General features: G+C 54.7%; 18 protein-coding genes. 4 read left to right on the top strand and 14 right to left on the bottom strand.

Going from position 1 to position 23,065, the window contains the following annotated elements; translation table 11 throughout:
• Positions 1-92: 92 nt before the first annotated feature.
• Positions 93-482, bottom strand: a complete 390-nt coding sequence (cybC, locus tag GBC03_07620; GenBank protein QFS70082.1) for a cytochrome b562 — start codon at positions 480-482, stop codon at positions 93-95.
• Positions 483-535: 53 nt separating this feature from the next.
• Complete coding sequence (gene pmbA, locus GBC03_07615) at positions 536-1,888, bottom strand: metalloprotease PmbA (protein ID QFS70081.1); 1,353 nt, start codon at positions 1,886-1,888, stop codon at positions 536-538.
• Positions 1,889-1,981: 93 nt separating this feature from the next.
• Between pmbA and GBC03_07610 the strand changes: the two genes are divergently transcribed.
• Complete coding sequence (locus GBC03_07610; protein QFS70080.1) at positions 1,982-2,533, top strand: ribosome-associated protein; 552 nt, start codon at positions 1,982-1,984, stop codon at positions 2,531-2,533.
• Positions 2,534-2,630: 97 nt separating this feature from the next.
• Here the strand turns inward: GBC03_07610 and mpl are convergent, their stop codons facing one another.
• Complete coding sequence (mpl, locus tag GBC03_07605) at positions 2,631-4,010, bottom strand: UDP-N-acetylmuramate:L-alanyl-gamma-D-glutamyl-meso-diaminopimelate ligase (protein QFS70079.1); 1,380 nt, start codon at positions 4,008-4,010, stop codon at positions 2,631-2,633.
• Between the two features lie 175 nt (positions 4,011-4,185).
• Between mpl and GBC03_07600 the strand changes: the two genes are divergently transcribed.
• On the top strand, positions 4,186-5,184 hold the full coding sequence (locus tag GBC03_07600; GenBank protein ID QFS70078.1) for a class 1 fructose-bisphosphatase: 999 nt from the start codon (positions 4,186-4,188) through the stop codon (positions 5,182-5,184).
• A 92-nt stretch (positions 5,185-5,276) separates the two neighbouring features.
• Here the strand turns inward: GBC03_07600 and GBC03_07595 are convergent, their stop codons facing one another.
• From GBC03_07595 to GBC03_07585, 3 genes are all read right to left on the bottom strand, one after another.
• Positions 5,277-6,389 (bottom strand): HAMP domain-containing protein, encoded by a 1,113-nt coding sequence (locus tag GBC03_07595; GenBank protein QFS70077.1) that lies wholly within the window; start codon positions 6,387-6,389, stop codon positions 5,277-5,279.
• A gap of 61 nt (positions 6,390-6,450) precedes the next feature.
• Positions 6,451-7,698, bottom strand: coding sequence for an MFS transporter (locus GBC03_07590; protein QFS70076.1), 1,248 nt, complete (start codon positions 7,696-7,698; stop codon positions 6,451-6,453).
• 62 nt (positions 7,699-7,760) lie between these two features.
• The gene (locus GBC03_07585; protein QFS70075.1) at positions 7,761-8,684 is read right to left on the bottom strand and encodes an aminoimidazole riboside kinase; all 924 of its coding nucleotides are present in this window, start codon (positions 8,682-8,684) and stop codon (positions 7,761-7,763) included.
• 217 nt (positions 8,685-8,901) lie between these two features.
• Here GBC03_07585 and GBC03_07580 point away from each other — a divergent pair, with 217 nt between their 5' ends.
• Positions 8,902-10,335: a sucrose-6-phosphate hydrolase gene (locus GBC03_07580; protein QFS70074.1), complete on the top strand. Its 1,434-nt coding sequence runs from the start codon at positions 8,902-8,904 to the stop codon at positions 10,333-10,335.
• 7 nt (positions 10,336-10,342) lie between these two features.
• On the opposite strand, the gene GBC03_07575 is transcribed toward GBC03_07580, so the two are convergent.
• The 5 genes from GBC03_07575 to ytfQ form a co-directional block, all read right to left on the bottom strand.
• Entirely contained in the window at positions 10,343-11,338 is a 996-nt protein-coding gene (locus GBC03_07575) for a LacI family DNA-binding transcriptional regulator (protein QFS70073.1), read from the bottom strand.
• 78 nt (positions 11,339-11,416) lie between these two features.
• Positions 11,417-12,418 (bottom strand): sugar ABC transporter permease YjfF, encoded by a 1,002-nt coding sequence (yjfF, locus tag GBC03_07570; protein ID QFS70072.1) that lies wholly within the window; start codon positions 12,416-12,418, stop codon positions 11,417-11,419.
• A complete protein-coding gene (locus tag GBC03_07565; GenBank protein ID QFS70071.1) occupies positions 12,405-13,427 on the bottom strand; it encodes an ABC transporter permease in 1,023 nt (340 codons plus the stop codon). Before GBC03_07565 ends, yjfF begins: the two co-directional genes overlap by 14 nt.
• A 13-nt stretch (positions 13,428-13,440) precedes the next feature.
• A complete protein-coding gene (locus GBC03_07560; protein QFS70070.1) occupies positions 13,441-14,943 on the bottom strand; it encodes an ATP-binding cassette domain-containing protein in 1,503 nt (500 codons plus the stop codon).
• Between the two features lie 142 nt (positions 14,944-15,085).
• A complete protein-coding gene (gene ytfQ, locus GBC03_07555; GenBank protein QFS70069.1) occupies positions 15,086-16,042 on the bottom strand; it encodes a galactofuranose ABC transporter substrate-binding protein YtfQ in 957 nt (318 codons plus the stop codon).
• 307 nt (positions 16,043-16,349) lie between these two features.
• Between ytfQ and GBC03_07550 the strand changes: the two genes are divergently transcribed.
• Positions 16,350-16,880: an inorganic diphosphatase gene (locus GBC03_07550; protein QFS70068.1), complete on the top strand. Its 531-nt coding sequence runs from the start codon at positions 16,350-16,352 to the stop codon at positions 16,878-16,880.
• A gap of 162 nt (positions 16,881-17,042) precedes the next feature.
• Here GBC03_07550 and GBC03_07545 read toward each other — a convergent pair whose 3' ends face one another.
• Genes GBC03_07545 through tamA form a run of 3 tightly spaced genes read right to left on the bottom strand, consistent with a single transcriptional unit; the run spans position 17,043 to position 22,896 of the window.
• Positions 17,043-17,387, bottom strand: a complete 345-nt coding sequence (locus GBC03_07545) for a gamma-glutamylcyclotransferase (protein ID QFS70067.1) — start codon at positions 17,385-17,387, stop codon at positions 17,043-17,045.
• Positions 17,388-17,389: 2 nt separating this feature from the next.
• Entirely contained in the window at positions 17,390-21,166 is a 3,777-nt protein-coding gene (gene tamB / locus GBC03_07540; protein ID QFS70066.1) for an autotransporter assembly complex protein TamB, read from the bottom strand.
• Positions 21,163-22,896: an autotransporter assembly complex protein TamA gene (gene tamA, locus GBC03_07535; GenBank protein ID QFS70065.1), complete on the bottom strand. Its 1,734-nt coding sequence runs from the start codon at positions 22,894-22,896 to the stop codon at positions 21,163-21,165. Before tamA ends, tamB begins: the two co-directional genes overlap by 4 nt.
• Positions 22,897-23,065: the final 169 nt, after the last annotated feature.

The following is a 23,065-nucleotide window of genomic DNA, read 5'->3' as shown; positions in this document are numbered from 1 at the left end:
GAGGGCGGCCTGGTTCAGGAGAGTCTGGTTGAAAAGACCGTTATTTTTATTATTTCCCCTGAAGCCCCGGCTGAAGGCATCAGGGGAGACCATTAACGATACTTCTTGTGGTAGGCGTTGCGGGTGGTTTTGAACTCTTCCGCGGCGGCCTGCGCTTCTTTGACCTTCCCTTCCTTCGCCAGCTTCAACGCACCGTCGATCTGACCGACCAGGACGTCAAAACCATGACGAAAATCTTTCATTTCCGGACTGTCGGAGGCTTTGCTTTCCAGCTTTGGCGGCGTCGCTTTTTGGGCATCCAGCGCGGCAGCGCGCATTTTGGTTAACGCCTCTGTCACCTGTGTTGCGTTATCCGCTTTTTCGACCACCTTCAGGTTATCGTTAAGCGTTTCCATATTGTCTTCGAGTTCGGCGGCAAACGCCGTTGCCGAACTCAATACCAGAGTGGAGACCGCCAGCATCGCCAGTAGTTTTTTACGCATTGCTCACTTCCTCTTTTTTATTGTTTTGGCGCGGCAGGTCGCGCCATCCGGGATTATTGTCCGGCGATTTTCATCTCCGGCAACAGAACTGAACCACACTGTATATTGCTACGTGTTTCAATATCGTTACCGATGGTAACAATATTGCGCCACATCTCTTTTAAGTTTCCGGCGATGGTGATTTCGCTTACAGGGTATTGAATTTCCCCGTTTTCGACCCAGAAACCGGCTGCGCCACGGGAGTAATCCCCGGTGATGCCGCTCACGCCCTGGCCCATCAGTTCGGTGACCACCAGTCCGGTACCCATCTCTTTGAGCATCTGCTCAAAGCTCAGCCCCTGCCCGGCAATGCGCCAGTTATGAATGCCGCCTGCATGACCGGTGCTTTTCAGCCCCAGCTTACGGGCAGAGTAGTTGGTTAGCAGCCACTGAGTCAGCACACCGTCTTTCACAATGTCACGACGTTGCGTACGTACACCTTCGCTGTCGAACGGTGAGGAAGCCAGTCCTTTTAACAGGTGCGGATGCTCTTCAATGGTCAGCCATTCAGGCAGAATTTGTTTTCCCAGCGAATCCAGCAGGAAAGTGGATTTGCGATACACCGAGCCCCCTGCAATCGCGCCAACCAGGTGACCGAACAGCCCGGTCGCCACTTCGTTGGCAAAAATTACCGGTGCTTTCATCGTCGAGAGTTTACGCGGTGACAGGCGGGATAACGTGCGGCGAGCACAGTCTGCGCCAACCCATTCCGGCGTTTGCAGATCGCCCAACGCCCGACCAATCGTGTAGGCGTAATCGCGCTCCATATCGCCGTTTTCTTCGGCAATCACGCAGCTGGAAAGTGAATGGCGGGTGGAGCAATAGCCCTGCAACATGCCGTGGCTGTTGCCGAACACTTTAATGCCATAGTGGCTGTTAAAGCTGCCGCCTTCCGTATTGGTGATACGTTTATCGGCCTGCAAAGAAGCCTGTTCGGCACGCGCCGCCAGTTCGATGGCTTCATCCGGAGAAACCTCTGCCGGGTGGAACAGATCCAGATCCGGTGCGTCAAAAGCCAGCAACTCTTTGTCTGCCACACCTGCGCAAGGGTCCGGCGAGGTGTAGCGCGCGATGTCCAGCGCCGCCTGGACGGTACGGGCAATCGCCTGCGGGCTTAAATCAGTCGATGAGGCACTGCCTTTGCGGTTCTGATGGTAGACGGTAATTCCCAACGCGCCATCGCTATTGAATTCGACATTCTCCACTTCACCATAACGGGTGCTGACACTGATGCCGGTCGTCTTGCTTACGGCGACTTCCGCCCCGTCCGATTTGCCTGAGGCTAACTCCAGCGCTGTCGAGACCGCTTCTTCCAGAATCTTACGCTGCGCTTCAACTTGTGAGATTACTTTCATCGCAAATGCCATAATGTAGAGAGTTTCTCTGAAGTCTAACAGAGAACCGTTTTTCAGTGCGCATCTTAACTGGTAACATTAGCCTCTTTTTTTAAGGAGCCTGACATGACTAAGCAGCCCGAAGACTGGCTCGACGACGTTCCCGGTGATGACATCGAAGACGAAGACGATGAAATTATCTGGGTCAGTAAAAGTGAAATTAAACGCGACGCCGAGGAGCTCAAACGCCTGGGCGCGGAACTGGTGGATCTGGGGAAAAACGCGCTGGACAAAATCCCGCTTGATGCGGACCTGCGTGCCGCCATTGAGCTGGCCCAGCGGATCAAAATGGAAGGTCGCCGCCGCCAGTTGCAGTTGATTGGTAAAATGCTGCGCCAGCGTGAGGTTGATCCTATTCGCCAGGCGCTGGACAAGCTGAAAAACCGCCACAACCAGCAGGTGGTGTTGTTTCACAAGCTTGAGCATCTGCGCGATCGTCTGATTGACGAAGGGGATGACGCGGTAGAGGAAGTGCTGAACCTGTGGCCAAACGCCGACCGCCAGCAGCTTCGCTCGCTGATCCGCAACGCGAAGAAAGAGAAAGAAGGGAATAAGCCGCCGAAATCCGCGCGACAGATCTTCCAGTATCTGCGCGAACTGGCGGAAAACGAAGCGTAATGTAACCCGGCGTGAATGCCGGATGGCGACGCGAAGCGTCTTATCCGGCCTACAAGCACGTAGGCCCGGTAAGCGTCAGCGCCACCGGGCCTTTTTATTACTCTTCGGCTTGCGCTTCGGCTTTTTTCGCCAGGCCATCCAGCAGTTTTTGGTGAATACCACCAAACCCGCCGTTACTCATCACCAGAATGTGATCGCCAGGTTGCGCCGTTTTCACGATCATCTCTGCCAGCGTATCCACATCACCACTCCAGTGGGCAGGCTGGATGCAGGCTTCCGCCACTTCCGCCACCTGCCACGGGATATGCGGCGGCTGCAGCAGATACACTTCATCCGCACGGCCTAATGACGGTGCCAGATCGTCTTTGGACAGCCCCATCTTCATGGTGTTAGAACGCGGCTCCAGTACGGCGATAATGCGTGCCGTGCCGCCTACTTTGCCGCGCAGCGCCGCAAGCGTTGCCAGAATCGCCGTCGGGTGATGCGCGAAATCATCATAGACCGTGACGCCGTTCGCTTCGCCGCGCAGTTCAAGACGGCGACGGGCGTTGATGAACGATCCCAGCGCATTGGCCGCATCGCCCGGCTGCACGCCAACGTGACGGGCCGCAGCAATGGCCATCAGGCCGTTGTGCATGTTGTGTTCGCCAACCAGCGACCACTTCACTTCGCCGACCTTCTCGCCGTCCAGCCACACTTCCCATTCCGAGGCATCAACATTCAGCTTTTTCGCCTGCCAGTGACCCTGCTCGCCCACCAGTTCCTGTTCGCTCCAGCAACCCATCGCCATCGTCTGCTTCAGATTGATGTCGTGTTCCGGATAGATGATCCGCCCCTGACCCGGCACGATGCGGACCAGGTGGTGGAACTGCTTCTGGATCGCTTTCAGATCGTCAAAGATATCCGCATGATCAAACTCAAGGTTGTTGAGGATCAGCGTACGCGGACAGTAATGTACGAATTTGGAGCGTTTATCGAAGAAGGCGCAGTCGTACTCATCCGCTTCAATCACGAAGAAGTCGCTTTCGCCCAGACGCGCAGAAACGTCAAAATTCCCCGGCACACCGCCAATCACAAAACCTGGCTTATAACCGCAGACGTCAAGAATCCAGGTCGCCATGCCCGCGGTGGTGGTTTTACCGTGCGTTCCCGCAACGGCCAGCACCCAACGATCGCGCAGCACAAAGTCATGCAGCCACTGCGGACCGGACATAAACGGAATGTTTTTTTCCAGCACCGCCTCAACGCACGGATTTCCACGGGTCATGGCATTGCCAATGATCACCAGGTCCGGTTGCGGGTCAAGCTGACTGGGGTCATAACCCTGAATCAGGGAGATCCCCTGGTTCTCAAGTAAGGTACTCATCGGCGGATACACATTGGCGTCCGAACCCGTTACTTCATGACCGAGCGAGCGCGCCAGCATCGCCAGACCGCCCATGAACGTGCCACAAATTCCCAAAATATGAATGCGCATACGTCACTATCCTAATTTAACCCAGGGGGCATTTTACGCATATGTCAGGCAAGTGAGAAACGCATTTCAGGATAATCCGTAGTTTGCTGGCGCGATTCACCTGAGCGCAGCCACTGAAATATTTGTTAAGATTGTTACGGTCGCTTTACTCCATATTAATTGCAGGGAAAGTGTTATGAAAACGTTAGGTGAATTTATTGTCGAGAAGCAGCACGAGTTCTCTCATGCTACAGGTGAGCTCACTGCGTTGTTGTCGGCAATAAAGCTGGGCGCCAAGATCATCCACCGCGATATCAACAAGGCCGGTCTGGTCGATATCCTGGGTGCCAGCGGTGCTGAGAACGTACAGGGCGAGGTTCAGCAGAAACTCGACCTGTTCGCGAACGAAAAACTGAAAGCTGCACTCAAGGCGCGTGATATCGTCGCGGGTATTGCCTCTGAAGAAGAAGATGAAATCGTCGTTTTCGAAGGCTGTGAACACGCGAAATACGTGGTGCTGATGGATCCGCTGGATGGATCGTCCAACATCGATGTTAACGTCTCTGTCGGGACCATTTTCTCTATCTACCGCCGCGTGACGCCTGTTGGCACGCCGGTCACTGAAGAAGATTTCCTGCAACCGGGCAACAAACAGGTTGCTGCGGGTTACGTGGTTTACGGCTCCTCCACGATGCTGGTTTACACCACCGGCTGCGGTGTCCACGCCTTTACCTACGATCCGTCGCTGGGCGTGTTCTGCCTGTGTCAGGAGCGCATGCGCTTCCCGGAGAAAGGCAACACTTACTCCATTAACGAAGGCAACTACATTAAATTCCCGAACGGCGTGAAGAAGTACATCAAGTTCTGCCAGGAAGAGGATAAATCCACGCAGCGCCCGTACACCTCGCGCTACATCGGCTCACTGGTTGCTGACTTCCACCGTAACCTGCTGAAAGGCGGGATTTATCTTTACCCAAGCACCGCCAGCCACCCGGAAGGAAAACTGCGTCTGCTGTACGAGTGCAACCCAATGGCATTCCTCGCAGAGCAAGCCGGCGGGAAAGCGAGCGACGGGAAAGAGCGTATTCTGGATATCACCCCGGAAAGCCTGCACCAGCGCCGTTCGTTCTTCGTTGGTAACAACCATATGGTTGAAGATGTGGAACGCTTTATCCGGGAGTTCCCGGACGCGTAAAACCCTTGCCGGATGGCGCTAGCGCTTATCCGGCCTACAATAGCTGCGTAGGCCGGATAAGACGTGTCAACGTCGTCATCCGGCATTTCACATCAGGCGGTCTGCAATTTAAACGACGCCATCGCTTCGATAAGCGCGTGCGACTGCTCTTCAAGCGATCGCGTTGCCGCGGAGGACTGTTGTACCAGGGCCGCATTCTGCTGCGCCGTTTCATCCATCTGGCTCACCGCGATATTCACCTGTTCGATACCGCGACTCTGCTCCTGCGACGCGCTGGCAATTTCCCGCATCAGTTTGGTCATCCGCATCACTTCGCTGGCAATCTCATCCATCGTTTCACCCGCCTGCATTGCCAGGTCGCTGCCCTCCCCCACCTGCGACTGCGAGTCGCCAATGAGCGTGCGGATCTCTTTCGCGGCCTCCGCGCTGCGGCTGGCCAGATTGCGCACTTCGCCTGCCACCACGGCAAAACCGCGTCCCTGCTCTCCCGCGCGCGCCGCTTCAACCGAGGCGTTCAGCGCCAGAATATTGGTCTGGAACGCAATCCCGTCGATCACGCCAAGAATATCGGCAATACGGTTAGAACTACCGGAAATATCGCGCATTTTTTCAATGACATAACACACCATTTCACTGCCGCGATCGGCGGTATCAGAAACTGATTTCGCCAGTTGATGCGCCTGATCGGCGTTTTCCGCATTCTGTTTCACCGTCGCGGTGAGCTCCTCCATGCTGGCGGCGGTTTGTTCCAGCGAGGTCGCGGTCGATTCGGTGCGTGTCGCCAGATGAATATTACCCGCCGTCAGTTCACGACTGCCGGTGTCTATCTGCGAACTGGCATCGCGGACGCGTTTGACGGACTCGCTCAGCGCCACGCGCATCCCTTCGAGCGCAGCCTGCAGGCGATTAAACTCGGCGCTGGCATAGCGGCTTTCCGCCGCCGATAAATCCCCTGTCGCCAGGCGTTCGAGTTGTTCAACGACATTATCGAGCGGTTTCAGGAGCTTATTGCGCAATAACAGCCAAACCACCGCCAGCAGAGCGATGGCCGTCAGCGTCGTCGCCGTCATCACCCCGTAATAGACCCATGAGGTAATAATACGCGTGGAGGCGTAAATCCCCATGCCGCCTGTTAGCAGTAGTAACAGGGTAATAAGCGACAATAAAACCAACAGGGTATTTCGTAGAGAGAGGGATTTTGGCATCGTTATTTTCCGGTTGTAAGATATACAGAAACTATCGACAACAACCGGAAAAAGTTTAGGTTTATGTCGCTGAATTCAGTGAAGGTTCTGGCACGGACGGTTCTCGTTTTTTACTCAGGAAGAAGATGCCAAAAAGCAACATCAAGCAGACGATACCCGAGATGGCGAAAAACACGGTCTGGTAGCCTGCGAGGTCAAAGAGAATCCCTATTGGCGTTGAAAGCAATACTATCCCCAGCGAACTGGCAATCTGAAAGCCAATCAGGAAGATTGTCGATGACAGTCGCTTATCAAAGTTCGCTACGCTGTATTTGAATACGGAGATGACGCAAAGTGGAACTTCAATAGCATGCAGGAGCTTCACCAGCGAAATGACCCAGGGATTAACGAACAAGGCGCAAGAGAGGATGCGCAGTGCCATAATCACCACGCCGATGAGTAATGCATTTTTTGGCCCCACCCGATTAACAAAGAAGGGAATACTCGCCATGCACAGTGCTTCAAGCACGACCTGGAACGAATTCAGATATCCATATACGCGCGTTCCAACATCGTGTGATTCGAACAGACCGGCATAAAACACCGGAAAGAGCTGTTGATCATAAATGTTATAGAAAGACCACGTCCCCACAATAAACACAACGAAGATCCAGAAGTTACGATCTTTGAAGACAGCGATAAAATCCTCTTTTTTTACCCCACCCGCTTCAGCCGTTACGCACTGCTGCTCCTGATCTTTGAAGCGCATGTTGATCATCATAAACACGGCGCCAAATAGCGAGACCAGCCAAAAGTTGATATGGGGATTAATACTGAAAAAGATGCCAGCGAAAAATGCGCCAATGGCATAACCAAATGACCCCCAGGCACGCGCGGTTCCATATTCAAAATGAAAACTCCGCGCCATTTTCTCGGTGAAACTGTCAAGCAGGCCGCAGCCCGCCAGATACCCCAGGCCAAAAAAGAGAGATCCCAGAACCAACCCAACAGAAAAATGGCTTTGCAGTAGCGGTTCGTAAACGTAAATCATAAACGGCCCCGTCAGGACCAGGATGAAACTCATACACCAGATGAGAGGTTTCTTCAGGCCAAGCTTATCCTGAATAATACCGTAGGCCACCATAAACAGCATGCTGGTAAACTGGTTAACCGAATAAAGTGTGCCTAATTCTGTCCCTGTTAAACCCAGATGTCCTTTCAGCCAAATGGCATATAACGACCACCACAGTGACCAGGAAATAAAAAAGAGAAATGAATAACTGGATGCAAAACGATAGTACGCATTTCTGAATGGAATCTTCAATGCCATAATTACCTGCCTGTCGTTAACAAAAATCACGTCCTGTTCAGAGGCAAAATCGGCCTCGTTGTTTACTTACACCGTTCCAGCTCTTGTCGATGCGGCAGCGCTGTCATCGCCCCTTTTGCCGTTACCGCAAGCGCTCCGCAGCGTTGAGCGAGTTCTATAATGTGTTGTAATTCGCCCTCATGCGCAGGGAAGCCTTCAGCAGCCAGACCTGCCAGTAATCCGGCGACAAACGCATCCCCCGCCCCGGTGCTGTCTACACAATTCGCGGGTATCGCGGCAAAGTGGTGAACCTCCCCGCGGTAGCAGACCACCACACCATCAGCCCCTTTCGTCACCAACAGCATGGTAATTTCATGCTCCGTTGCCAGGGCGCAGATATCCCGATCACACTGAGCGTTTCCACTGATAAGCCGCCATTCGTCTTCCGACAGCTTAACCACGTCTGCCAGTTGAAGCGCCTGCAACAAACACAAGCGCAACAACTGTTTGTCTTGCCAGAGATCGTCACGGATATTGGGATCGAAGCTGACAAAGCCGCCTGCGCGTCGAAGCGCTGACATCGCAATAAAAGCACTGGTACGTGAAGGTTCGGCAGACAGGGCAATTGAACAGAGATGTAACCATTCGCCGTGCCGCCATTCGGGCAAATCGGTTGCCTCCAGAAAAAGATCGGCGCTGGGGCGAACCATGAATGTAAAAGAACGCTCTCCTTGTTCATTAAGATCGACAAGCACAGTCGATGTCCGGTGCCATTCATCCTGCTTCAACCGTGAAGTATCAACCCCTTCCGCTTTCAGCGTTCTTCTTAACAAAGCGCCAAAAGGATCATCCCCCACCCGACCTATAAATCCACTTGCCCCACCTAATCTGGCTATCCCCACCGCAACGTTAGCCGGCGCGCCACCAGGGCAAGGCAATAACCTTCCATCTGATTCAGGCATAAGATCTACAACCGCATCACCTAAAACCCATACTTTGGCTGACATGTTTCTCCCTCGACTTCATCTGGCTTACGCACATTGATAAACCGCTTTTTCTCAAAACCGTCATAAATTTGCCCCAACATGCATAATCGATCACAAAACCGCATAGTTAACGTTAACATTTGCGATAATCATCACATTAGACGAAATTAAGATCTTTATTTTTGCAAAAGTTAACGTTAACAATTCAACAATTATTGCTAAACCAGGAAGAGCTAAGATGACGCAATCTCGATTACACATGGCGCAAAAAGCGTTGGAAAAGCTTCACACCCGCCGTGGAAACACCTTTTATCCCCATTTCCACCTTGCCCCGCCAGCAGGGTGGATGAACGATCCCAACGGGCTGATCTGGTTTAATAATCGCTATCACGCGTTTTATCAGCATCACCCATTCAACGAACACTGGGGGCCTATGCACTGGGGACATGCCACCAGTGAAGATATGATTCACTGGCGCCATGAGCCTATTGCGCTGGCACCAGGCGATGAAGATGACAAAGATGGATGTTTTTCGGGCAGTGCCGTCGATGACAACGGTGTGCTATCGCTCATCTACACCGGTCATGTCTGGCTTGCAGGAGAAGGCAATGATGACGCCATTCGTGAAGTACAGTGTCTGGCAACCAGTCGGGATGGGATCCATTTTGAAAAACAGGGTGTGGTGCTGACCCCGCCGGAAGGGATTATGCATTTTCGCGATCCTAAAGTCTGGCGAGAAGCAAACACCTGGTGGATGGTGGTAGGTGCAAAGGATCCTGGTAACACCGGGCAGATCTTACTTTATCGTGGTAAATCATTGCGTGAATGGACCTTCGATCGCGTACTGGCGCATGCCAACGCAGGCGAAAGCTATATGTGGGAGTGTCCGGACTTTTTCCGTCCTGGTGAACACCATTACCTGATGTTTTCACCACAAGGAATGAAGGCGGAAGGATACTGTAACCGGAATCGCTTTCAGAGCGGAGTCATACCTGGGGTCTGGTCTCCTGGACGGATCTTTGCCCAGTCAGGCCCTTTTACTGAACTCGATCACGGGCATGATTTTTATGCGCCGCAAAGTTTTACCGCTAAAGATGGCAGGCTCATCATCATCGGCTGGATGGATATGTGGGAATCATCAATGCCATCAAAACGTGAGGGTTGGGCAGGTTGCATGACGCTGGCTCGAGAGCTCTCTGAGAGCAACGGCAAACTCATCCAGCGCCCGGTGCGGGAAGCAGAGTCGTTACGCCAGCGGTATCAACCTATTCCTGCCAATAACGTCGTCAGCAAATGCGTTTTGCAGGAAAACGCACAAGCGATCGAAATTCAATTACGGTGGGATTGTCAGAATAGTCATGCCGAGCATTACGGGTTACAGCTCGGCACAGGGATGCGACTGTATATCGATAATCAGTCCGGACGGCTCGTTTTGTGGCGGTATTACCCGCAAGAAAACATAGATGGTTACCGTAGTATTCCTCTTACGCAAGGTGAACCACTTGATCTGAGGATCTTTATCGATAAGTCATCCATTGAGGTATTCATTAATGGTGGGGAAGCGGTCATGAGCAGCCGAATCTATCCGCAGCCAGAGGAACGTGAACTGTCTCTCTATGCCGCTCATGGAGAAGCCATATTGCTGCAAGGCGAACTCTGGCTACTGGGGTAATCAACGGTCAGGCGGAACAACGGATCAGCAGCGGACAAGGGATCCGTTTCTGGCCGCCGCCGGTACGTCCTTCAATCACATGCAATGCCGCTTCCCGCCCGATAATATCGTGTGGAAGCTGCATTGTGGTTAATGGGGGTAAAAACAGATGCCCGACGCCCACCAGGTTATCAAACCCCATAACAGCAACATCCTGTGGGATGCGGATCCCTTTCGCCAGAAGAACCTGATAAGCCACAAAGGCGGCGCGATCGTTACCACAAATCAGAACATCAAAATCGGGTTTACCCGATGGAATGCAGGCGTCCAGTAAACCTGCAAGATCGGTATAGTGATCGTCACCCATCGCCATGTGAAATTGCTTCACATCCGCCAGATCCCGTCCGGCATTACGCCAGGCCTGTTCAAATCCCTGTCGACGGTACCCTGTCGCCAGCGCGCCTTCGGGTAACCAGAAGCATAATGGCTGACGATATCCCGCCGCGATCAAATACTGGGTTGCCTCATACTGTGCGGTGTAATCATCAGGGATATAGCTGGGTAATGCGGGATCGTCCGCCACACAGTTCGCCAGAACGATATTTTCGCCATGCAGAACTTCAGGTAGCGTGATATGCCGTAGCCCCATCGTGGTATAGATAATGCCATCAGGCCGGTGAGCAAGCAGTTGGCGCGCCGCACGCGCGGCATCATCATCAGAAAAAATGTTGATTAAAAAACTGTTCCAGCCGAACTCGCTGGCTGTTTGTTCAATGGCAAGCAGGATATCGACTGAGAAAGGCGTTGTGGCCGTATCCTGCGCCAGCACGGCAAGAGTCGATGGCTTACGCCCCTGGGCACGCATCTTACGGGCGGAAAGATCGGGAACATAATTCAGGGTCTGGATAGCCTGCAACACGCTGTCACGCGTTGCAGGGCGTACTGATTCCGCATTATTCATTACCCGGGAGACAGTCATCATCGACACCCCCGCCAGGCGCGCAACATCCTTTAATGAAGCCATATCCAACCCACTTGCCGTAAAACAGGCACTGTAGCAAAAACCGTCTGTTCTGTCCTGGACTGCATCGGCAAACAGATATCAATTCCTGCTCCCTGAATCAGCAATACGCGTCACCGGCGAACTCTGTCGATTTTCCCAGAGCACCGTCAGGCCACGCTGCAACGCAATGAAAATAAATAATAAAACGCCAATGGCAATTTTCGTCCACCATGAACTGAGCGTACCGTCGAAGTTAATGTAGGTCTGGATCAGCCCCTGAATCGCCACGCCAAACAGCGTTCCAAGAACCGTACCCACCCCACCGCTCAGCAACGTACCGCCGATCACCACCGACGCGATGGCGTCCAGCTCCACACCAACCCCCGCCAGCGCGTAGCCGGCCTGGGTGTAGACAGAAAAGACAATCCCGGCCAGCGTCGCCAGCCCGGTCGACAGCATATAGATGCGAATCGTCGTGCTGCGGGTGGAAATCCCCATCAGGTTCGCCGAAATCGCATTTCCGCCAATGGCATACACCTGATTGCCAAACCGGGTGCGATGCGCGAGGAAAATCCCCATAACGACCACCGCCAACATCAGCAGACCCATCGCGCTCAGGCGACCGCCACCGGGGATTTTCCACGCCAGACTGGAAAGCGTGTCGTAAATGGGATGGTTAATCGGGATCGACTCTTCCGACACCAGGTAGCTGACCCCGCGCAGGAAGAACATACCGGCAAGCGTGATGATAAAGGCCGGGATCTTTAGCGCATCAATCAACAACCCCATGAAAGCGCCAAACGCACAGCCCATCGCCAGTACCAGCGGAAACGCCAGCAGCGGCGAGATCCCCCAGTAGCCGATAGCCTTCGCCAGGAATACGCCGGTGAAGGCGATGACCGATCCGACGGAGAGATCGATCCCACCGGAGAGGATCACAAAGGTCATCCCCACGGCGATGATCCCCAGAAAGGCGTTATCGGTCAGAATGTTGCAGATAACCCGCGTGGAGGCAAAGCCGGGGAACTGGGTTAAGCAGTAGAGATAGCCCAGCACGAAAACCCCGAGGGTGATCATTAACGGTAAATTACGTTTTATCACGACCACGCACTCCTTTTAGCAGACTGATAAAGCGCTGTGACTGCACAATCAGTACGCACAGCACCACGATGGCTTTGACCACCTGGTTCATCTCCGGCGGGAATCCGGACAGCAGGATCCCGGTGTTCATCCCCTGAATAATCAGCGCACCCACCACTGACAGCAGCAAATTAAAACGCCCGCCCATCAGGGAACCACCGCCGATCACCACCGCCAGAATGGCGTCCAGCTCCAGCCACAATCCGGCATTGTTGGCATCAGCACCGCGAATATCCGCCGTGACGATAATCCCGGCAATCGCCGCGCACAGCCCGCTCAGCACGTAGGTGAGCATGACGATGACCCGCGTGTTCACCCCGGCATTTTTCGCCGCCCGGATGTTGATCCCTACGGCTTCAATAAACATCCCAAGCGCCGTTCGCCGGGTCAGCAGCCAGAACAGCACCAGCGTGATCAGCGCGATAATGACCGGTGTGGGAAACAGCAGCAGCGAACCGCTACCAAACCAGGAGAGCGTGGACGAGTCGAAGGTGACAATCTGTCCGGAGGTGATCAGTTGCGCCACGCCGCGCCCCGCCACCATCAGGATCAGCGTGGCGACAAAGGGCTGAATTTTGAGGATTGCCACCAGAACGCCGTTCCACAGGCCGGCCAGAACGCCGGTCCCCAACGCGGCGAGCAGCACCACCGGCAAGCTGTGACCCGCGACGGTCATCGCGGCGGTCGTGGCCCCGGCAATCGCCATCACCGCGCCAACGGAAAGGTCAATGCCGCCTGTGGCAATCACCAGCGTCATCCCTATTGCCAGCAATGCGACGGGGGCGGCGCGGTTCAGGATATCGATTGGACTGCCGAACAGACGCCCGTCCTGCAACACAATCTGGTAAAAGTGGGGGGCGACAAGGCTGTCCACCAGCAGCACCAGCAGCAGCGCAATGAGTTGCGGCATGCCGGTCGGCCAGCGAAAGCGTCGCTTCGGCGGCGTGGTTTGCGGGAGAGATTGGGGCATCACAAGAGTCTCCTTACGCCGCGATGGCGTTCATGATCGCCGGTACGGACAGTTCAGCCAGCGGGATCTCCGCCACCTGTTTGCGGTCACGCATGATGATCACCCGATCCGCATACCCCACCAGTTCCTCCAGCTCCGAGGAGATCACCAGCAACGCCAGACCATCAGCGCACAGGGTTTCGATCAGGCGGATAATCTCGGCATGCGCCCCCACGTCGATCCCTCGCGTCGGTTCGTCGAGGATCAGAAACTGCGGTTTGGTCAGTAGCCAGCGCGACAGCAGTACTTTTTGTTGGTTGCCGCCGGAGAGAAATTCGATCGGCTGTTCTGCGCTGGGGGTGCGAATGCCAAGCTGGCGGATAAACCGCTCGGCAATGTCATTCTGTTCTTTGCGCGCAATCGGCCGCAGCCAACCGCGCTGGGCCTGTAGCGCCAGGATGATATTTTCCCGCACCGAGGCGGCGGCAATAATGCCGTCCGTTTTCCGGTCCTCCGGGCAAAAACCGATTCCCAGGCATGACGCCTGGTGAGGGGATCGCAGCGTCTGCGCTTTGCCTTTGATCTGTGCGCTGCCGCTGTCCGCCGGTTTGATGCCGAAGATCACCTCAGCCGTTTCGGTGCGTCCGGATCCGAGCAGTCCAGCCAGACCGACGATCTCACCGGGACGAACGTCGAGATCGAACGGGGAGATAGTCCCCTTCTTACCGAAATTTTTGAACGCGGCAACCGGTTTGTCGCTAAGCAAGGTGCGTCCCGCGCGCTGTAGCGCATGGGTGTCCAGCTCGCGTCCCAGCATCATTTTGACCAGTTCTATCTGCGGCAGCTCGCGGGTTTCACGGCAGCCGACAAAACTGCCGTTACGCAGGACGGTGATCCGATCGCTAACCTGATAGACCTGATCGAGAAAATGGGTAACGAAGATCAGACTCACGCCGCGATCGCGCAGATGACGCATCAGGCCGAACAGCATCTCAACCTCTTGCGTATCGAGGCTGGCGGTGGGTTCATCGAGGATCAGGACTTTAGCGGAAAGATCGATCGCCCGGCAGATAGCCACGATCTGTTGCATCGCCACCGAATAGCGGTTCAGCGGTTCGCGCACGTCGAGGGAAAAGCCGTAAGACGCCATCAGTTCCGTGGCGCGCTTTTCCATCTCTTTGCGCCGCAGCAGGCCAAAGCGCTTAGGCTCACGACCAATAAACAGATTGTCCGCCACCGACATATTCGGCAGCAGGTTCACTTCCTGATACACCGTGCCAATGCCCAGCTGTTGAGCATGAGCGGTATTTCTGGGGGAGATGGCGCTGCCTTCCAGCCAGATGGTACCGCGATCGGCGTGATAGACGCCGGTCAGCGCTTTAATGAGCGTGGATTTTCCGGCGCCGTTCTCGCCGAGCAGCGCCATGATTTCCCCGCGACGCAGGCTGAAATCGACGTTATCCAGCGCTTTGACGCCAGGAAAGAATTTACTTAACCCCTCTGTACGGAGGATCTCCTGGTGTTGTTCAGTCGTCATGATCTTCCTCCGGTACAAAGCGTGGCCGTAGGCCCGTAGGCCGGATAAGGCCGTTACGCCGCCATCCGGCAGAACATTTGCCTGATGGCGCTTCGCTTATCAGGCCTACGGTGTAAGGTATGCCACCAGAACGGGTCTGAACTTAGTAGCCCATGTTTTTCTTCTTCTCTAACTCTTCTTTCGCGGTATCCGGCAGGTACAGCGTCGATTTGGTGATAGTGACCTTCTCAGGCATCGTGCCATCTTTCTTGAACTTCTCGAGTGCGTCGAAGGCTGGACCCGCCATGTTCGGCGTCAGTTCAACGCTGGCATTCGCTTCACCGTCAATCATTGCTTTATAAATGTCCGGTACGCCGTCGATAGAACCGGTCAGAATATCTTTGCCCGGCTTCAGCCCCGCTTCTTTGATAGCCTGGATAGCACCGATCACCATGTCATCGTTATGGGCGTAAACCATGCAGATGTTCTTGCCGTTGTTCTCCGCTTTGATAAAGCTTTCCATGACCTCTTTACCTTTACTGCGGGTGAAGTCACCGGACTGGGAACGGATGATTTTGATGTTTGGCGCTTTGGCAATGGCCTCAGCAAACCCTTTCTTACGGTCAATGGCCACACTGGCGCCGACGGTGCCCTGTAACTCAACCACATTACACGGCTTACCATTAACCTCTTTGATCAGCCAGTCACCGATCAGTTGGCCTTCAAGCACGTTGTTGGCGGTGACGGTGGTCATATAGAGAGATTTGTCTTTTACATCGATGGAACGATCAAGCAGGAAGACCGGAATCTCGGCATCTTTCGCTTCCTTCAGCACCGGCTCCCATCCTGTCGCCACCACCGGCGCAATGAAGATGGCATCAACGCCCTGAGCGACAAATGAACGCACGGCTTTAATCTGGTTTTCCTGCTTTTGCTGACCGTCAGCGATTTTCAGCGTAATGCCGCGCTTCTCGGCCTCGCTTTTCGCCACGTTGGTCTCTGCGGCGCGCCAGCCGGACTCAGAGCCGACCTGCGAAAATCCTACGGTTAATGGGGCGGCCATGGCCATAGACGACATGGCTGCCGAAACTGCTGTGACGATAAGTAAGCGCTTCCACATAACTGTGTCCTCGTAGGGTAGGTTATTGTTGGTTAAGAAACAGTCGCGAAAAAACTATAGACAATCGAGCATGTAACGGATTGCGTTACATCACACTTCAAAAAAGTAAATAGAACGTTAATCACAAGTTTGTAATCGCTTCCATTTCCCTATGAAAAAAGCGGCTGAAGATATGGATTTTCCTGTCATGCAAGTGGTCTGAAAAGACCGGTACGAGGCGAGTGAAAACAAAATCAGGCGAAGACATTCGTCGCGAGATCGCTATAATACTCGCCACTTGTTTACGACACAGTTAAAGGAAACAGACATGAGCTTACTCAACGTCCCAGCAGGTAAAGACCTGCCGGAAGATATCTACGTTGTTATCGAGATCCCGGCTAACGCAGATCCGATCAAATACGAAGTCGACAAAGAGAGCGGCGCACTGTTCGTTGACCGCTTCATGTCCACCGCGATGTTCTATCCGTGCAACTACGGTTACATCAACCACACACTGTCTCTGGACGGTGATCCGGTTGACGTTCTGGTCCCGACCCCGTATCCGCTGGAACCTGGCTCCGTTATCCGCTGCCGTCCGGTTGGCGTACTGAAAATGACCGACGAATCCGGTGAAGATGCGAAACTGGTTGCCGTGCCGCACACCAAACTGAGCAAAGAGTACGATCACATCAAAGATGTGAACGACCTGCCGGAACTGCTGAAAGCACAGATCACGCACTTCTTCGAGCACTACAAAGATCTCGAAAAAGGCAAGTGGGTGAAAGTGGACGGTTGGGACAACGCTGAAGCCGCTAAAGCTGAAATCATTGCCTCCTTCGAGCGCGCCGCGAAGAAATAAGTTCGCTGAACGCTGAAAACCCTGAACGCCGGGTACCGGTCAGTAAGGGTTTTTTTATGCCTGCGTTTTGGCAAAAGGGGAAAAAGAGCACCGGAAGGCTGGCAATCCGGAATGCGAGTGACATCGCATAAAACAACGCCACCCGAAGGTGGCGCGGAGGTTTCAGTACTGGTCTCTGTCTAACCAGTTACCGCTGTCGATCAGCGTTAATCCGTCCACCGGGCGCTGGTACACGTACATCCATGCACTGCCGTACGGCGTCTGGATCAACTGGCGTGCGTATTCACCGCCGCGGGTGCGCAAAGCATCCAGCTCGGCCAGAGTCGCATTATCAATACGATAAACCTCACCGTGTACCGTTCCGTTCCCCGGAACTGCGCCTGGATAGTGGCCCAGACTGTACAACTGGTAGTTATCGATACTGTAATTTCCCAGCAACTGGGCGTTGGTCATCCAGTGGCTGTTGCCTTGTTTGGTTCGTAAACTGCCGTAGACAAATATTCGCATTGCTAAAACTCAAACTGATAGAGCAAATCCAGTGCCTGATCTACGCCAGACACGGCTTCCAGATATAGCTTAGGCATCAGACGATAACGTAACGTGAGTGTCGCCAGTGAGTCAAATATACCCACACCATATTTCACCTGCAGACCTGGCAGTACATATCCGCTGACCACGACCTGGGAGGAGTCGCCCACCCCCTGCGTGTCCAGTGCCAGATTGCTTACGCCAAATGTCTCCCCGATTTTACCCACAACCTGACCACTTTGTGCAACCCCCAGACCAATAAGCATTGAGGTCATCGCCGCACTGTCGCTTTGATCGCTGCTCAGGCCCTGGCCACGCAGCAGATAAGAGAGCGCTTCCTGCTGCGACATCGCCGGGTCAGAGAAGATCTCAGCCTTTGGCTCATCTGCCGTTCCGGTAACGCGAACGCCGGCGATCACTTCATCTTCTGTCGCCTCCGGGTTACGAATGGCTTCGATATTCAGCAACGGCTGATCCGGCGGCCCCGAGAACAACAGCTCGCCTTTACGCACAATCAGATCCTGACCGTAGGCGTGGAAGCGACCTTCCGGAATGTTGATCTGTCCGTTTAGACCCAGTCCCTGTTTATCCTGCGCCACTTTCAGATCGCCCGTCAGACGGGCTTTCAGACCAAACGCATCCATCCGCACGTTATTACCGACGTGTACAATCAGATTGCTGTTGATAGGGATCCCGGCGCTCTGCGGCTTCTCTGGCTGCAGGTCATTATTGAGCATCACTTCGTCGCTCGACACGCCCACGGCGCTCTCTGGCAGGTCGTGTACCACAATACGCGCCCACGGTACGTCTACCCGTCCGTCCAGCGTAAACAGACTCGGCGTCGCGTCGAAGACCACATCCGGAGAAACGTCGAGGCGCACCATTGGCGGCACGGTGATACGTACCCGACTCCCTTTCGCCGCCACGCGCGCGCGCCAGTTGTCGATCTGGCTCCAGTCGGCGTCGCCGCTCAGATTGATCTGCCCCTGTTGGGTTCGTATCTCCCCGGTAAGCGTCGAGCGCGTACCGTTGAAATTCATCGCCAGTTGGCTCGGCTGCATATCAAACGGCATAAAGTTGCCGTCGATATCCAGGCCGCTCAGTTGCAATTGACCAAACATCTGCGGGCTCTGCACATCACCGCCCAGACGTAAATTGGCGCTCAGCATACCTGCGGCCTTCTCACCACGCGCGAAGATCGGGTTCACCATCGCAAGGTTGACGTTGCGAATGTTGACGTTACCGCCCAGGTTACGACGGCCCTGCGGATCGGTGACCTGTACCTGTCCGTCAAGCTGGCCGTTATTGGTCAGGCGGATCAGCCAGCCCAGTTCCGCACGATTGTTGCGCAGATCGGCCGTCACGTTCAGGGTATCGAACGCCAGCGGCAGCGGCGCGTCGTTGACCGTCTGCGTCACCTTCACGTTACGCCCGGAAAGCGTGACATTGCCTTGCGGCAGCCCCTCTTTGGTGGTGTCCCACGACACGTCCGCTTTACCGGTGAATACGCCACTGGCCTGAGTCGCCTCCGGCATAAACGGTTTCAGCATCGCCAGATCAAAGCGGTTGAGATTCACCACTGCCCGCCCTTCGGCGCCAGCATCGATAGTTTGCGGCACGCACAGTTCAGCATTCGGGTTTGCCCAGCAGTGTGGCCCGATGCTGATTTTCTGCTCCTGGTTACGGTAGTCGAGCGCGATGGCGCGGGTCAGGGTTAACGGCCCTACCGGCGTCTGGAAACGCGTATTGCTCAGCGAGCCTTTCCAGCGCTCTTCTTTACGATCAAAGCTCCCGGTCAGATCCAGTTGACCGGAGACCGGCTCGCCCTGAACGCGCAGTTGCAGTTCATGTTGCTTCTCGCTCCCTTTGGCGTTCAGCGTCACGAGGCTGATGTTCACGTCAGGCTGCGAAATGCGCTCAACCCGCACGTTGAGGTTACCGGCAATCTGGTCGGTCGATTTAATGTCGCCTTCCACGCGCACCTGGGCAACCGACAGTTCCTGCCAGCGCAGCCCACGGGCGGTGATATCCGCCAGCAGTTGCGGAGCGTCAACCGTACCACGTACTTTGACCAGCCCTTTTGCCGTACCGCCGAGTCCCGGCAATGCGTTGTCCAGTCCCGGCGCGTCAATGGTCGCATCCAGATTGAGATCTTTAACGCCCAGTTCACCTTTCACGTCGGCGCTGTTTGGCCCCAGTTCCAGGTGCAGCCCTGGAATGGTCCACTGCATGTAGCTGTTGCCTTTCAGCGACCCATTAACGTTAACCTTGTTCTGCTTAACGTTACCGGTCAGCTTCAGCTCCGGCACCTCCATCTGCCAACTGCCGCCATACAGGCTGCCCCGGGTTTTAATCAGACCATTGAGCTTCGACGGCCAGTCCGGCACCTCTTTCGCCGTATTGATGCCGTCCAGCGTCAATTCGCCTCGCCAACTGATCGCCTGCTGCCAGTCCACCAGCGCCTTCAGCTCGGTTTTCCCTTCCAGCGCAGCCACGCTAAGCTTGTCGAGGTTAATCTGCTGTTCGTTGCCCTTCGCATCGAGCGTGATGGTCGCCGGTGGGATATCCTGTCCTTTCACCGCCGTACGCATCGAGAGCCGGTAGTCCGTCATCTTGCCGGTGAGCTTGAGTTTGATATCGTCGGCCTGGAACTGTTTGTCGCCGGTAAACGGCCAGTAAACCTGCTTGCTGACCACTTCCAGATTCAGCGGCAGCCCGGCTTCCGCCAGACGCGTCTGGGCACGCAGATCCAACGCCACCGGTCCGGAGAGGTTCACGCCCACTTCCAGCTGTTCACGCAGCGCACCGCCTACCTTCAGCTTCACTTTCTCGCCTTTCAACGGGTCCATGTTCAGCGTGCTGTTCAGGGTGATGTCTACCGGCCAGTTGTCGGTTAACTGGGCCGACCCGCTGGCGTTCACCGTGCCCTGATTAGAGTCAACGTCCAACGCATCGAGCTTCATGTTGCCATCGATGCTACTCACCTTCAGCAGCAGGTTATGCACCGTCAGGTCAGTATCGCCGGTGATGCGCAGTTGCTCGCCTTTGAACTCTTCAATATTGAGATTGAGCGGCAGATGCACGTCCGTCATCTCCGGCAGAACCGGCTTCGAGAACAGATCTTTCAGCGTTTCGCCAAGCGGCTTTTCATCCGGTTGCGGGTTCTGGATCTTCGGCTCGACCACCTCTTCCTGAGCGACCTCCGCCACTTTCGGCAGCGCTATCAGCAATCCCTGTAACGACGTGGGCTTCAGGGTCAGGTCCTTCTCCTGCCAGTGCAGTCCGGAGGTAAACGCCATCACCGACACGGTAGTGTCATCGATTTTAATATTGACGTTGTTCAGCGCCACACGGGAAAGCGTTAGCGGATACGGCGTGGAGAGATTCAGCGGCCCGTTCTCTTCTTCTTCGACCGGCGCGGACGGCGGCATTTTTTTACTGTCGATCGCCACATTAATGTCTTTGAGCGACAGATCGTTCACGCACAGACTGCTGTTCCACAGGCAATCCAGCCCCACGGCCAGATGCACTTCACCCGCGTTAACCGCCACGCCGGGCTGGTCAAAGCGGATATTTTTCAGAGACAGATCGCGCCAGCCGCCGGTAACCTGGCCGATTTCCAGCCCCGGCACCCAGCGATTCGCGGCATTGAAGATCAGATGCAGACCGGTTGTCGTTCCAACCAGAAACGCCACCGTCCCCAGCAACAGCAGGATAAAAATCAGTACGCCGAGGCTTATCTTCTTCCATAAACTCATAATTCAGGCCCCAGACCGATGTAAAACTGTAAACCGTGTTCATCTTTGTCGCCGACCGGAACGGCAAAATCGAGCTTGATGGGCCCGACCGGAGACTGCCAGCGTACGCCCACCCCGGCACCGGTTTTGATATCGCTTTTACGGATATCACTGACGGCTTCACCACTGTCGACAAACATCGCCCCCCACCATTTACCGGTGACGTTGTACTGGTATTCCAGCGACCCGGTCGCCAGTTTTGAGGCCCCTTTCAGGTCGCCGTTACTGTATTTTGGTGAGATGGATTTGTATTTGTAGCCGCGAATACTGCGGTCGCCCCCGGCAAAGAAACGCAGGTCTGGCGGCACTTTGTCGAAATCGCCGGTTTCGATCCAGCCGAGATTACCGCGCATCACGAAGCGATGACGATCGTACAGAGAACGGATCCAGACGTTTTGTGCCTGAAAGACCGAGAAATCGACGTCGGAGCCCCAGGCGGTGTTGGAGTAATCAATGGAGTAACGCTGAGAGTCGCCCCAGGTGGGCATCAGGCCGCCACGCGAACGGGTACGGCTGATCATCACGCCGGGATAAAGCAGCATGGTGGTGTTCGTCACCTCCCCCTGAGTAAAGTGGTCGAGACTCCAGCGCAGGTTAATGGCGCGCTGCCAGCCGCTGGAAAGATCCCAGTAGCGGGAAACCGCAAGCGTGGTGGAGTCCTGTTCGGTATCGTTGAGATCGGTACGCTTAAAACCGCCCTGCACCAGATAGTATTGCTCCAGCGGGTTCTTCAGCAGCGGCATTTTATAGCTAAAATCCAGTTGCTGTTCTGGTGACGAGATACTGGCGCTGGTCGTCAGGCTGTGGCCGTAAGCGTTCATCCACGGTTTTTTCCACGTGGTCTTCACGCGCGGCCCCACGTCGGTGGAATAACCCACCCCGGTCTCAATGGTGTTTTCCGTTCGCGGCGACACCACCCCCTTCAGCGGCAACACTTTGGTTTTTCGCGCTTTATCGAATTCGGGTGCGACAACCACGGAGTTAAACCAGCCGGTCGCCGACAGTCGACGGTTCAGTTCGCCGAGATCTTTCGACTCGTACGCATCCCCTTCTTTAAACGGCACCAGGTTTTGCAGGTACTCCTCGCGGATCTGCGAGCCTTCAAAAGAGACGTGACCAAAGCGATAACGTTCACCGCTGTTGTAATCGATATCCCAGAACGCCTGATGTCTATCAAGCGCAATACCCAACTGGCTCTTATTAAATTCGCTGTCGAAATACCCTTTACGTAGCGCCACGCTGGTTAATGACTTTTTGAAGCTGTCATAGTCCCCATGATCGAGCACTGTACCGATCGCCGGACGCGTTTTCAGCAGATCCAGGTAATCTCTGTCGGTACGCGCGCCGCCGCGTAAAATGACTTCTGTTCCGCCAATGCGCACCGGTTCACCGGGCGTCACTTTGGCCACCAGCACCTGACGCCCTTTCGCCGGAGGCGGACGCAGATCGAAATCAATAGTCGGTTCGTAATAGCCGAGTGCCTTTAATCCTTCGCGAATGGCGTCATCCACGCGCGCGCGAAAACGCCGGTCCGGCGTGACTTCATCACCCTGGATGGTTGAGAGTTGTGCCCGGACGTTTTTCTCCAGTTCTCCTGATAGCCCTTCGACCTGTAAACGGACGTTCGCGGCAAAGGCAGAACTGCTTAAACACAACAGGCTCACCCAACATAACTGACGGATATGTGGCACTTTTTCTCCTGAATATCCCTTATTTCCACCCTGGAAAAAATCATAACGCCGATCCACGGCTTAACAAAAACCCAACAACTGGGATTGAAAAACAGACGACTACCCAAATATTTCTTATGTTTACTGTAGACGCATTCCTAACGGTTATTGTGTGCAAATACGCGTCTTG

The sequence above is a fragment of the Citrobacter telavivensis genome, from assembly GCA_009363175.1.
GTDB lineage: Bacteria > Pseudomonadota > Gammaproteobacteria > Enterobacterales > Enterobacteriaceae > Citrobacter_A > Citrobacter_A telavivensis.
Note: the sequence above shows the minus strand (reverse complement) of the source record. Positions and strands in the feature narration are given on the sequence as shown.